The sequence below is a fragment of the Octadecabacter antarcticus 307 genome, assembly GCF_000155675.2.
Taxonomy (GTDB): domain Bacteria; phylum Pseudomonadota; class Alphaproteobacteria; order Rhodobacterales; family Rhodobacteraceae; genus Octadecabacter; species Octadecabacter antarcticus.
This window is the reverse complement of record NC_020911.1, coordinates 555,039-567,601: the sequence shown is the minus strand read 5'-3', so window position 1 is coordinate 567,601 and position 12,563 is coordinate 555,039. Positions and strand designations below refer to the sequence as shown.

Sequence of the window (12,563 nt, the reverse complement as noted above, 5' to 3'; positions counted from 1 at the left end):
CAGATTCGAAAAGGTTAGGCGATATTAGCGCTTGGGGCGAGTCGCGCGGAAAACCTTAAAAGCGCCCGATCCGGCGAGTTCTTCGACGCGGGCGAATTTTGCATCCAATTCAGCCTCATAGGGCAGATGACGGTTGGCGACCATCAGCAATGCACCGCGTGGTTTCAGAATGCGCGCAGCAGTGGCGATGAACCCTTTTCCAAGATCCGGATCACCAGCACGGGTAGTGTGAAACGGTGGGTTGGACACAACTGTGTCATAAGGCCCGCCGCTAAATGTCAGCGCATCGTCCCAAACAAGACGCGCCCGTGGGTCATTGGTATTTGCAACGGCACAGTCCAAAGCCGCCTTGTCCGCCTCAATCATATCGAGCCGCGTTACGCCTTCGTGGGACAAAATCTCACGGCTGAGATAGCCCCAGCCCGCGCCGAGGTCGGCCACGTCACCCTTCAACGCATCAAGGTGCGGAACCAACTGGGCAGAGCCTGCGTCGATCTTCGTTTCCGAAAACACACCCGCGACGGTTTGGTATCCGTCGGGCGACTTAACCGTCACGTCCCATGCAGGTGCGACGCCAGCCGTAAACCAGAACAGCCGGCCATGGCCCTTTGCAACAACGCCCAAGATCGTGGTGGTCTTGCGGATGTCTTTGTAGATGCCCTCAATGCCGTCGGTCTTCTGCCCGTCAACGACCACCAACCCACCAGCTGCAATTGCGTGGCTGATCATGGCGCGCGCCAGCGTCTTTGATCGTGGCACCACCACAAGCGTAGCCCCGCGGCCTATGCCATCACCAACCAACTCCATGGCCTGCCAGTATTGATGGTCGGGATAAAACGTCGCCTCGACGGTAACATCGCTCAGCCCCGCCAAATCATAGCCAGCAGGTGGGCGCAAAATATGCAGCGTTCCGGTCAGGTCCAGACCATCGTCTAGCGCAGTAAAAAGGCGTGAATGTTTCATGAGGCTCCAAGCGGGCGACGCGCCCTCACTCTTTTTCCATCGTGCATTGCAGGGGGTGTTGGTGGCGCGCCGCAAGGTCCATCACCTGCGCAACTTTGGTTTCCGCAATCTCATGGCTGAACACGCCAACCACCGCCAGACCCTTTTTGTGCACCGCCATCATGATGTCGACCGACTGGTCATGGGTCAAACTAAAGAAGCGTTCCAGCACGTGCACGACAAATTCCATCGGCGTATAGTCATCGTTCAGGATCATCACCTTATACAGCGGTGGACGTTTGGTCTTGGTCCGTGTTTCAAGTTTGACGCCGACATCGTTATCGTCGTCATCGTCCCGATCAGCCATCATGTAAACGTCTTGCAGCATTGTATTCCTTTGGCGCGAGTCACTGGTAGAGTGTGCGTTCAGCAGCTTATTATAACCTCTCTGGCCTCTATGAAAAGGGGCCACGCATAAGTGACGCAAAAGACAAGGCAGGAACGCGCCGTCAGCAGACGCAATTGGACGATCGCATTCGATGCGGACGACACGCTTTAGCATAACGAACGTGGCTTTAAGCTGACCCAGAACCGGTTCGCTGAATTGCTGGTGAATTTTATGTCGGACGATCATTTACAGAACCAATTGTTGACGGCCGAGCGGCGCAACCTGGGTATCTATGGCTTTGACGTCAAAGCCTTCGTGCTGTCGGTGATCGAAACAGCGATCGAGGTGACGGACGGCGCGGTGCCAAACGACGTCATCACCAAATTACTGTCCATCGGGCGCGACATGCTGTCTGACCCGGTGGAATTGCTGCCCGGCGTGCGCGACGCGATTGAACAGTTGCAGCAAACGGCTGAGATCATGCTTATTACCAAGGGCGATCTTCTTGATCAGGAACGAAAACTGGCGCAATCGGGCTTGGGTGATCTGTTCGACTCAGTTGAAGTTGTCAGTGATAAGACCTCCGATATCTATTCCCGCATTTTCGCGCGTCACAACATTGCACATCAGATGATGGTCGGCAATTCGCTGCATCAGATGTGATTCCCGCGATCCACGCAGGCGCGTGGGGCGTCCACGTACCCCATGATCTTACATGAGCGTATGAACGCGATGTCGCCCCCGTTTCACACCGCCACCTCCACAAAATTTCCGCAATTGGCGACCTGCCCTATTCTCGCCACAATCCGCTATTTAGGGGATGAACTCGAAACCTACCGCTAAATGTGCCCCAAGGGATGCAAATTGTGCAGGGATGCCACACCAAAGTCCTTTGAATTTAGGGTATTTTCTGAAACGCTGCCCTGTGCTAGCGTTATTTCATAATAAGAGACCCCACTAAAAAAACGGGGCTCATGAGGCAGAAAAAAGGGCAGTGGCGTGAAACGTCGTATTCAACACCCCGCGTTGGCGGGAATTCTTCTATTGTTCACACTCCTGATGGCTGCTTTGGCGCCTGTCACGGGTAATTCAGCACCCTACGCGGCCATGGTTATGGATGCCCGCACTGGCGAGATATTGCATTCGCGAAATGCAGACACCCAGCTGCATCCAGCATCGCTTACCAAGATGATGACGCTTTATATCGCGTTTCAAGCGGTTGAACGTGGCGAGATCAGCCTTGATGACATGATCACAATCACACCTTTGGCGGCAAGCGAGCCAGCATCAAAACTGTGGCTTGCCGCAGGTCAGCGCATCCAGTTCCGCTATCTGATCCGCGCCTCTGGTGTGAAATCGGCCAATGATGCCGCAACAGCCATCGGGATCGCGCTGGAAGGCAACGAGGCCGCCTTTGCCCGTCGTATGACCGCAACCGCCCGCGCCATGGGCATGTCCCGCACCACATTCCGCAACGCCCACGGTTTGACTGAAACAGGCCACATGTCGACCGCCCGCGACATGACCGTGCTGGGCCGCCACATGATCTACGACTTTCCGCAGTATTATAACATTTTTAGCCGTCTGACGACGGATGCAGGTGTGAGCCAAGTTTCAAACACGAACCGCCGTTTCTTGAACGCCTATCGCGGGGCCGATGGCATCAAGACGGGCTACACCCGCGCCGCTGGCTTCAACCTCGTGGCATCTGCTGAACGTGGCCAAGAGCGCATCATCGCGACAATGTTTGGCGGGACTTCAACCGCCCAACGCAACGCCCGTGTCGCTGAATTGCTTGATATGGGGTTTGCCCGCGCACCAACCACAGCCCGTATAAATCGTCCCAGCCCGGTTCCCGCACAAGGGTCCGGCGGCGCTGACACACCGGCCTCTGGCACGACGGCGCGCACTGTTCGCGTGAACGGGTTGGTCAGCCGCTCGGTGCGTCCAAATGCACGCACCGCCCCCGATCAGCCAGAAGTTACCGAAGAGCTGCTGGCCATTAACGCGGCAGCCGTGCAAAACGTGATAAGCGATGTGCTGCAATCCGCCAGCGCGCCCACCGAGTCTGCGTCCCCGCAGGCCAGACCGTCCGGTGAATTGATACTCACAGCCGTGCAGCAAACCAGCACAGCCCCGAACGAACCACAGATCGTGACCCGCATTTCGACCTCTGGCAGCCGCTTGTGGGGCGTCAACGTTGGACGCTACAATTCGCGCTATCAGGCCGAGCGGGTGTTGCTGCGTGTCGCTTTGAACGAAATGTCTACGCTCGATGGCTCACTTCGCCGCGTGAACCAATCCAGCCGCGGGTTCGACGCGAACTTTATGGGGCTGACACATGAGGGCGCTGAACGCGCTTGTGCACGCTTGCAAGCCCGCGGCACGACGTGTTTCATGATCGGGCCAGAATAACCCAGACCGAGGATCATCACATGGCCGCACTTGAAGTCCGCCCGCCCGATACACCGACCCTGCGCACCAGCGAGGCAGGCAGTCACATCGGCGTCCACCGTATTTTTTGCGTTGGCCAGAACTATGCCGATCACGTGGCTGAAATGGGTGGTGACGCCAAGGCGGACCCACCAATCTTTTTTATGAAACCGAACAGCGCAGTGGTCCAATCCGGTGCAACAATCCCCTTCCCACCTGCAACTGAAAACCTGCATCACGAGGTGGAGTTGGTCGTCGTTCTAAAAACAGGTGGCGCAGACATCGCAGAGAGTGTCGCGCTGTCCCACGTCTATGGCTATGCCGTCGGCAACGACCTAACCCGCCGCGATATACAAGCAGCCGCAAAGTCCAAAGGATCGCCTTGGGACATGGCCAAAGGATTCGACAATTCCGCCGTGATCGGAACCGTGCATCCGGTGGCCGAAATCGGGCATCCGACTGCGGGTGCGGTGACATGTTCAGTCGATGGTGAAGCCCGACAGATCGGCGACCTGACCCAGATGATCTGGTCCGTGCCGGAAATCATCGCGACGTTGTCAACGCTAGTGACGTTGCAAGCAGGCGACATCATCATGACGGGCACACCTGCTGGTGTGGGCCCGATCGTGCGCGGTCAAACCTGTTTGTGCGAAATCTATGGGCTAAGCGACGCGTCGGTCACGTTTGAAGCCTAACCAAAGGCAGCTTTCATCAATTCGCGAGTATAGCTGTTCTGCGGCGCGTCAAAAATCGCGTCCGCATCCCCTGCTTCGACAACGTCACCACGTTTCATCACCATCACTTTGTGCGACAGCGCGCGCACGACCTTTAGATCGTGGGAGATAAACAGATACGCCAGTTGGTATTTCTGCTGAAGATCACGCAGCAGTTCAACGATTTGCACCTGCACTGTCATATCCAACGCCGATGTCGGTTCATCCAACACCACCAGTTTGGGACGCAGAATCATCGCACGGGCAATCGCGATGCGCTGGCGTTGACCACCCGAAAATTCATGCGGGTAGCGATCCATCAACGCAGGATCAAGCCCGACTTCGCCCATAATCTCATCAACCATTTCGCGCGGATCTTTGCCTGCAGCAGTGCCATGTACGGTCAGCCCTTCAGCAATAATCTGTTCGACCGTCATGCGCGGCGATAGCGACCCGTAGGGGTCTTGAAACACGATCTGCATCTCGGATCGAAGCGGGCGCATTTGGCGATCCGACAAGACGTGCAGGTCGCGCCCCATAAATACGATCCGCCCCTCAGAGCGGATCAGCCGCATCATCGCCAACGCCAATGTCGTTTTACCAGACCCCGATTCACCTACAATACCAACAGTTTCACCAGCCCTAACGCTGAGGTTGGCATCGTTAACCGCCTTCACGTAACCGGTTGTTCGCCGCAAAAGACCCGTTTGCAACGGGAACCAGATCTTGAGATTTTCAGCCTTCGCCACGATCTTTGCGTGCGGATCAACGGGAATGGGCACACCGGTGCTTTCCGCTTCAAGCAGGGTCCGCGTGTAGGCGTGTTGGGGGTTGGCAAAAATATCAGCCGTTGTGCCGTGTTCAACGATTTCACCGTCCTTCATCACGCAGACCCGATCCGCAATTTTGCGCACGATGGTTAGGTCATGGGTGATGAACAACATTGACATATCAAGGTCGCGTTTCAGGTCCGCCAACAGATCAAGAATTTGCGCCTGAATGGTCACATCCAGCGCCGTCGTCGGTTCATCTGCGATCAACATTTCCGGCCCGTTGGCCAGCGCCATAGCGATCATCACACGCTGACGTTGACCGCCCGATAGCTGATGTGGATAGGCCCCAAGGCGGGACGCGGGTTCGTGAATGCCGACCTGTTCCAGCAATTCGATGATGCGCACACGCACTGCATCACCGCGCAAACCTTGGTGTAATTCAATGGATTCGCGCAGCTGTTTTTCGATGGTGTGCAGCGGGTTCAGCGATGTCATCGGTTCTTGGAAAATAAAGCTGATGTCGTTGCCGCGCACGCGCTGCAGATCCTTTTCAGACGCGCCAACCATCTGGGTACCGTTGTAGGTGATGGACCCGCCAACAGTGGCACTGTCGCCAAGCAGTTGGACCGTGGACAGCGCCGACACCGATTTTCCAGACCCGGATTCACCCACAATCGCAACCGTTTCGCCCTTATTCACGTGGAACGAAATTCCACGCACCGCGTGGGTCGTTTCCCCGTCCTGGCGGAAATTAACGGTAAGGTTTTGAACGTCAAGAACGCGCGCGATCATGAAAATGTCTTTCGCGGATCGAACGCGTCACGTACGCCTTCAAAGATGAACACCAAAAGCGACAACATGATCGCAAATGTGAAGAAAGCTGTAAAACCCAGCCATGGGGCCTGTAGGTTTTGTTTCGCTTGTAAAGTCAATTCGCCCAGTGACGGCGCGGAAGACGGCAGACCAAAGCCAAGGAAATCAAGCGAAGCCAACGTCGCAATCGTGCCCGTAATCAGGAACGGCAGCATCGTGACAGTCGCCACCATCGCGTTGGGCAGCATGTGGCGAAACATGATCGTGCGGTCACTAACGCCCAACGCTTTGGCCGCGCGGACATATTCGAAATTGCGCGCGCGCAGAAATTCGGCACGCACCACGCCGACCAAGGCGGGCCAGCCAAACAGGATGGTGAGGAATACCAGAAGCCAAAAGCTTCGCCCTAAGATCGCGAACAAAATGATAATCACATAGAGCGACGGGGTTGAGCTCCAAATTTCCAACAGACGTTGGAACACAAGGTCCACCCAGCCACCAAAATAGCCCTGAACGGCGCCCGCAATAATGCCGATGACAGATGCAATCGACGTCACGATAATTGTAAACAGGATCGACAGGCGAAAGCCGTGGATCACCCGCGCAGTGACGTCGCGTTTGGTATCATCCGTGCCAAGCCAGTTGTTGCTATCAGGGGGTGACGGGGCCACGCCCGGCGTGTCCACGATGGTGTTGTAGCTGTATGGGATCGGTGGCCAAATCAGCCAGCCTTCCTCAAATCCTTCTAGGCCATCAGCGTAGGTCCCCTCGACGATACCGCTTATGATTTCTTCGGGATCATCAAAACATTCTTGCATGCCACCTGATTGGATCAGGCATTTGACCTCGATGTCTTTGTATTCAGCTTCCGTCGGGAAATCGCCGCCATAATCCTGCTCAGAATAAAAGCTGAAAATCGGCATACGGATTTCGCCGCGATAGCTGACCATGATGGGTTTGTCATTGGCCAGGAATTCGGCAAACAAAGACGCCCCAAACAGGACCAGAAAAATCCATAGCGACCAATACGCGCGGCGATTGCGGGTGAAATTACGCCAGCGGCGTTTGTTCAGCGGCGATAGGGTAAACCGGCCCTTTTCGGGTGGCGTTGACAGGGCGGCTTTCATCGCTACCCCCTCTTCTCAAAATCGATGCGCGGATCGATAAAGACGTAAGTGATATCCGTGAGGATGCCCACGACCAGCCCCATCAGGGAGAACGCAAACAGCGTACCAAACATGACCGGATAGTCGCGTTGCAACGTCGCCTCAAACCCAAGGCGGCCCAAACCGTCCAATGAAAACAGTGTCTCAATAATCAACGACCCGCCAAAGAACACACCGATGAACAGCGCAGGAAAGCCGGAAATGATGATCAGCATCGCGTTGCGGAACACATGGCCGTACAGGATGCGGGATTCAGACAGGCCCTTGGCTTTGGCGGTGATGACGTACTGCTTTTTGATCTCGTCCAAGAAGCTGTTTTTGGTCAACAACGTCAGCGTCGCAAAGGCAGAGATTGTCGATGCCAGAACGGGCAGCGCAATGTGGTGGAAGTAGTCCTTGATCTGCCCCCATGTGCTGAGGTCATCGAAGTTGGACGATGTCAGGCCGCGCAGAGGGAACAGGCGGTTGCACGTGGGGTTATAGTCATACAACCACCACAGATATGCGTTGCCGTTCAGCCAGTCGGACAGATACGGGAATCGGAAACAGTTGTTGGACGCGAACAGCACGATCAGCAGGATTGCGAACAAAAAGCCCGGAATCGCATAGCCGACGATGATCATCGCGGACGTCCAGGTGTCGAACGACGTGCCATCGCGCACGGCCTTTTTGATGCCCAGCGGGATGGAGACCATGTATGCGATCAGCGTGGACCACAGGCCCAGCGTGATCGACACGGGCATCTTTTCAAGCACAAGGTCCACAACGGAGACTGACCGAAAATAGCTGTCACCGAAATCAAAGCGCATATAGTCCCACATCATCAAGAAAAAGCGTTCAAGTGCGGGGATCGGCACAGGGTTACATTCATCTACCCGCAGGTCAGGTTCATCGACATATCCAGCGTCACAGACGATACGGGCAAAGTTAAATTCGACCTGTAGTTCATCGAGAAATTCTTGCGGCAAACCACGCGACGCGACGCTATCACCGCTGTCGTTTTCAAGAATCTCTGACCCGCCGCCGCTGATGCCTTCAAACACATCACCGCCGCCTTCCATCTGGGCAATGATCTGGTCAATCGGCCCGCCGGGAACAAATTGGATCAATACGAAATTGATTATCATGATCCCAAGCAGCGTCGGGATCACCAGCAGCAATCGTTTGAGGATATAGGCGCCCATTTACCGCATGGCCTTTGTTTTTATTGCCGTCAGCACAGGGCTTAAAATGCCCCTTCTGCCTTCAGTTCTTCTGCTCTGTCGGCGTTGTACCACCAGAACGACATGTTACCCAATGAGAAAGGTGGCAGCGTTTCAGGGTATTCGTACATGTCGTAATAGGCCACGGTATGCACAGATTTGTACCACTGGGGCACCCAGAACCCGGTCGCGCGCAGCACGCGGTCCAGTGCGTGGGTGCCGTTTGTCATGTCCTCGAGGCTTTCCGCGTTGATCACAACTGTCATGAGCCGATCTATCGCCTCGTTTTGCAGACCCATCAGATTTCGGGAACTGTCCGCGGCGGTTTCTGAGGCAAACCACTGACGCATCCCGGTGCCGGGTTCAAACCCTTGGGTCATTGTATGGGTGATCATGTCAAATTCAGACGGCGCATTGAGGCGTTCCACGTATTGGGCGAAATCAACACGATTTAACGAGGCGTCAATGCCGAGCCGTTCGAGGTTCTCAATATAGGGGTTGATAATGCGGTCGAACGACGGCGACGCGGTCAGGAATTCTACCGACAGGGTTTCACCATCCTTGCGGCGCAAACCATCTTCGCCGGCAATCCAGCCAGCACCAGCCAACAGATCAGACGCGAGACGTAGATTGGCGCGGTCGGTTGGACGACGTGCATCGGATGTGGGCGACAATACTGCCTCATCCGTCAGGATAGACGGGTCGAGAAGCCCTTCGTCGACAAGGGGTTGCAGCAGGGCCAATTCGCCCACCGACGGGACACCACGCGCCTGCAAATCGGAGTTCTGCCAGAAAGAGTCGACCCGGTCATAAAGCCCGTAGAACAACGTCTCGTTTGACCACTCAAAATTGAACATCAGGCGGATCGCCTCACGGACTGCGGGGTCTTGGAATTTTGGATCGCGCAGGTTGAAAATGAACGCTTGCGCCGATCCGATGGTCCCGTCCGGCAGTTCTTCTTTACGCACCCATCCATTTTCAATCGACGGGAATTCATAGCCCGTGGCCCATTGCAGTGACGAATTTTCATTGCGGAACGTGTATTCACCCGCTTTGAACGCCTCAAATGCGGCGGCGGAGTCTGTGAAATATTCATAACGAATGGTATCGAAATTGGCCTGCCCGATGTTGAACGGATGCTCCGCACCCCACCAATCAGGGTCGCGGGCATAGATGACCTGTCGGTTGGTGTCGAAACTGTCGATCACATAGGCACCGGTCCCCATGAACGGCACATCCGTGCTTTCATCTAGACGCGCACCGGTTTCTTCAAACCACGCTTTGGAAAAGACCGTTGTGCCACCCGCAAAGCCGATGACATCGCGGCGCGGCGCGTCCGGTGTGAAAAAGAATTTGATGCGGTAGGTGTCTAAGACTTCGACACCATCAAGGTAATCGGACACTACGGCCACGTATTCCGGCAGGCCTTGGGTCATGAACAAATTGTGGGTGAACGCCACGTCTTGCGCTGTCATCGGGGTGCCGTCGGCAAAGGTGATGTCGTCGCGCAGGTTGAAGATCACCCAATCCATGCTTTCGGGGTATTCCAGCGTCGTGCACAGATAGCAGTAAGACCCGTAAGGATCGTCCGCCGTGGCGGTCATGATGCTTTCGAACAACAGCGTGGTGCCAGCCGCAGCAGCCCCTTCACGGGTATAGTTGTTGAACGTGTCAAACGTACCTTGCGATGAGACACTCATCTCGCCGCCTTTGGGCGCATCAGGGTTCACATAATCCAGATGCACCATGTCGGGACCGTACTTCAACTCTCCGAAGTTTGTGTAGCCATGTGACGTGATGATGTTTTCATGACTGTCCGCACGCACGAATGTTGCCGCACCAATGGCCAATACTGACACCGCAAGCATAAGCCCCCATTTCGACATTCCCCGGTCGGTTTGGCCTGCGGATTGCGTTTGCATGGCGGTCTTGGTGGCAAGGTGCTGGGTCTGGGTCACAGGACGCTCCTAAAAATCGGCAAATTCGCTTTGTTAAAGGTAGGACGGGGACTGGCAAACATTCAAGTTGAGAATGCGTGATCTTGTCGTGATCAAGACGCTTAGCCACACCCTGAAACGCGAAAGGCCGTCCCGGACGGGACGGCCTTCACAAAATTCTGACGTGGTGTTTAGTCGTCGAGACTATCGAGGTACGCGATCAGGTCTGCGCGGTCTTCGATTTTGCGCATGCCATTGTATCCCATAGCAGTGCCCGGTGCGTACCCTTTCGGGTTTTCAAGGAACAGATTCAATTCTTCAGGTGTCCAAACATCGTTTACCGCAATAAGGGCGCCAGAATAGTCAAATGCGTCAACTGAAGCGACATCGCGACCGACAACACCGTAAAGGTATGGGCCGGTACCATTTTCGCCAACTGCAAGCTTGTGACAGGCAGAACACGCGCGCCACTGACCTTCGCCCGAGTCAATGTCAGCCATTGCGAAGACTTCTTCGAACGCAGGGCCTGCATCAACAACGACGTCGCCGCTATCGGCACCCTCAACCGGGATGACATAAGCCTGTTCGTGATCGCCGTGGCCGCCCGCGTGGTAAATCGACTCAGCAACCCAGCCGCCAAGCAAAAAGAGCAATAATGTGCCACATAGCGCACCAAGAACTTTGGTCATTGTCATTGTGTCGAACATGTCGCGTTCCAATTTCTTCCTGATTCAGCATTCATCTATCCGCTTCCCCCTCCAATGATCAAGGTGTAGCACCGCGACCAAATGCCCATTTTTTGCATGGCGTGCAGCCATGAGGGCAAAATTGGGACACAAGATGACCAAACGCATCGCATTTCAAGGTGAACCAGGCGCCTACGGGCATCAAGCCTGCGTTGAGGCACGCCCCGATTATGAACCACTGCCCTGCCCCACATTCGATGCCGCAATCGAGGCAGTTCGCAAAGGCGACGCCGATCTTGGTATGATCGCCGTGGAAAATTCCACCTATGGGCGTGTGGGCGATGTACACACGTTGTTGCCCGAAAGCGGGATTCATATCGTGGACGAGGCATTTGTTCGGGTTCATATTAATCTGCTTGGCAAACCGGGGGCGCGGCTCAATCAAATCCGGTCTGCCGCTGGTCATATCGTGATCCTGCCCCAGTGCGGGAAGTTTCTGCGCGAACACGGCATCTCGCCAGTTGCCAGCCCCGACAACGCGCGTGCTGCGATGGATGTGGCCGCCGGTGAAGACATGACAGCCGGTGCCTTGGCGTCTGAAATGGCCGCCAAAATCTATGGACTTGATATTTTGGCACGCCACATCGAAGATCACGATCGCAACACCACACGGTTCCTGATTATGTCACGCGACCTCGATCTAAACCATCGCGGCAAGCATGGCATGGTCACCAGCTTTGTGTTCCGCGTGCGCAACATTCCTGCTGCATTATATAAAGCGATGGGCGGATTTGCGACCAATGGCGTCAACATGACCAAGTTGGAAAGCTACATGGTCGGTGGGCAGTTCACTGCGACGCAGTTCTACGCTGAGGTCGAAGGCCACCCCGACGACCGTAATGTGCAACGCGCAATGGATGAGTTGGATTATTTCACCGACCATATTCGGTTGATGGGCGTGTTCCCCGCAGCACCGCGTCGGCACGAAAAGGCAAAGCGCTAGCCGCGATAACGGGTTTCGACGTCTTTCGCAAAACCCGACACAATAGATTTAAAATGCGCTTGGCTTTTCTGACGCGAAAAGCGAACAGACTGAAACATCACTTTCGCTGCAATGGTTTTTGCCTTCGCGACGAACTTGCAGTTAAGACGCGTGCGGGCACGACTAAGCGCGATCAATTCAATCAACATGGTCGCATCTGCGCTTTTGGACGTAATTTCGATTGTCAGGCCGGTGGGTTTATTAACCTCACCGATTTCTGCATTGACGCTTCGTTCAGCCCCGCGCAGCAGAAATTTAACGTGCCATTTTGTGCCGACGACAGCCGCATCACCGCCCGCGATCCGTTCAACATCGCCGCCACGACGCATAATTGACCGCTCGAAGGTGGCGAAATCGGTGACCTGATCAAAAACATGCTCAATTGGTGCTTCAATATCGTCGCTTGTCGCAAATTCCATAATGTGGTGCCCAGTTTTCGACCTTGCCGGTCCGTTACTTGTTAGTTCG

General features: G+C 55.2%; 11 protein-coding genes and 1 pseudogene. 4 read left to right on the top strand and 8 right to left on the bottom strand.

Annotated features, from left to right (window positions below):
- Positions 1-24 precede the first annotated feature (24 nt).
- The gene (locus tag OAN307_RS03015; protein WP_015498374.1) at positions 25-963 is read right to left on the bottom strand and encodes a class I SAM-dependent methyltransferase; all 939 of its coding nucleotides are present in this window, start codon (positions 961-963) and stop codon (positions 25-27) included.
- Between the two features lie 25 nt (positions 964-988).
- Positions 989-1,330: an ATP-dependent Clp protease adapter ClpS gene (clpS, locus tag OAN307_RS03010; protein WP_044043116.1), complete on the bottom strand. Its 342-nt coding sequence runs from the start codon at positions 1,328-1,330 to the stop codon at positions 989-991.
- Positions 1,331-1,420: 90 nt separating this feature from the next.
- On the opposite strand from clpS, the pseudogene OAN307_RS27430 reads away from it, so the two are divergent.
- The 3 genes and pseudogenes from OAN307_RS27430 to OAN307_RS02995 all read left to right on the top strand — a co-directional run bounded on the left by OAN307_RS27430 (position 1,421) and on the right by OAN307_RS02995 (position 4,458).
- Positions 1,421-2,154, top strand: a pseudogene (locus OAN307_RS27430) (HAD family hydrolase).
- Between the two features lie 175 nt (positions 2,155-2,329).
- Complete coding sequence (locus tag OAN307_RS03000; RefSeq protein ID WP_015498371.1) at positions 2,330-3,745, top strand: D-alanyl-D-alanine carboxypeptidase family protein; 1,416 nt, start codon at positions 2,330-2,332, stop codon at positions 3,743-3,745.
- Positions 3,746-3,765: 20 nt separating this feature from the next.
- On the top strand, positions 3,766-4,458 hold the full coding sequence (locus OAN307_RS02995; protein WP_015498370.1) for a fumarylacetoacetate hydrolase family protein: 693 nt from the start codon (positions 3,766-3,768) through the stop codon (positions 4,456-4,458).
- Here the strand turns inward: OAN307_RS02995 and OAN307_RS02990 are convergent.
- The 5 genes from OAN307_RS02990 to OAN307_RS02970 all read right to left on the bottom strand — a co-directional run bounded on the left by OAN307_RS02990 (position 4,455) and on the right by OAN307_RS02970 (position 11,074).
- Complete coding sequence (locus tag OAN307_RS02990) at positions 4,455-6,041, bottom strand: ABC transporter ATP-binding protein (RefSeq protein WP_015498369.1); 1,587 nt, start codon at positions 6,039-6,041, stop codon at positions 4,455-4,457. The genes OAN307_RS02995 and OAN307_RS02990 overlap by 4 nt on opposite strands.
- A complete protein-coding gene (locus OAN307_RS02985; protein WP_015498368.1) occupies positions 6,038-7,189 on the bottom strand; it encodes an ABC transporter permease in 1,152 nt (383 codons plus the stop codon). Before OAN307_RS02985 ends, OAN307_RS02990 begins: the two co-directional genes overlap by 4 nt.
- Positions 7,190-7,191: 2 nt before the next feature.
- Entirely contained in the window at positions 7,192-8,412 is a 1,221-nt protein-coding gene (locus OAN307_RS02980) for a microcin C ABC transporter permease YejB (RefSeq protein ID WP_015498367.1), read from the bottom strand.
- 41 nt (positions 8,413-8,453) lie between these two features.
- Positions 8,454-10,388 carry an extracellular solute-binding protein gene (locus OAN307_RS02975; protein ID WP_015498366.1) on the bottom strand — a complete coding sequence of 645 codons (1,935 nt, stop codon included), beginning with the start codon at positions 10,386-10,388 and terminating at the stop codon, positions 8,454-8,456.
- A gap of 170 nt (positions 10,389-10,558) precedes the next feature.
- Complete coding sequence (locus OAN307_RS02970) at positions 10,559-11,074, bottom strand: c-type cytochrome (protein ID WP_015498365.1); 516 nt, start codon at positions 11,072-11,074, stop codon at positions 10,559-10,561.
- Between the two features lie 133 nt (positions 11,075-11,207).
- On the opposite strand from OAN307_RS02970, the gene OAN307_RS02965 reads away from it, so the two are divergent.
- Positions 11,208-12,056 carry a prephenate dehydratase gene (locus tag OAN307_RS02965; RefSeq protein ID WP_015498364.1) on the top strand — a complete coding sequence of 283 codons (849 nt, stop codon included), beginning with the start codon at positions 11,208-11,210 and terminating at the stop codon, positions 12,054-12,056.
- On the opposite strand, the gene OAN307_RS02960 is transcribed toward OAN307_RS02965, so the two are convergent.
- A complete protein-coding gene (locus OAN307_RS02960; RefSeq protein ID WP_015498363.1) occupies positions 12,053-12,514 on the bottom strand; it encodes an SRPBCC family protein in 462 nt (153 codons plus the stop codon). The two genes, OAN307_RS02965 and OAN307_RS02960, sit on opposite strands and share 4 nt — an antisense overlap.
- Positions 12,515-12,563 lie beyond the last annotated feature (49 nt).

Bases quoted from the DNA above. Each gene is read 5' to 3' on its own strand.
- OAN307_RS03015 (WP_015498374.1), bottom strand. From the start codon at position 963: ATGAAACATTCACGCCTTTTTACTGCGCTAGACGATGGTCTGGACCTG.
- clpS (WP_044043116.1), bottom strand. From the start codon at position 1,330: ATGCTGCAAGACGTTTACATGATGGCTGATCGGGACGATGACGACGAT.
- OAN307_RS02995 (WP_015498370.1), top strand. From the start codon at position 3,766: ATGGCCGCACTTGAAGTCCGCCCGCCCGATACACCGACCCTGCGCACC.
- OAN307_RS02990 (WP_015498369.1), bottom strand. From the start codon at position 6,041: ATGATCGCGCGCGTTCTTGACGTTCAAAACCTTACCGTTAATTTCCGC.
- OAN307_RS02985 (WP_015498368.1), bottom strand. From the start codon at position 7,189: ATGAAAGCCGCCCTGTCAACGCCACCCGAAAAGGGCCGGTTTACCCTA.
- OAN307_RS02980 (WP_015498367.1), bottom strand. From the start codon at position 8,412: ATGGGCGCCTATATCCTCAAACGATTGCTGCTGGTGATCCCGACGCTG.
- OAN307_RS02970 (WP_015498365.1), bottom strand. From the start codon at position 11,074: ATGTTCGACACAATGACAATGACCAAAGTTCTTGGTGCGCTATGTGGC.
- OAN307_RS02965 (WP_015498364.1), top strand. From the start codon at position 11,208: ATGACCAAACGCATCGCATTTCAAGGTGAACCAGGCGCCTACGGGCAT.
- OAN307_RS02960 (WP_015498363.1), bottom strand. From the start codon at position 12,514: ATGGAATTTGCGACAAGCGACGATATTGAAGCACCAATTGAGCATGTT.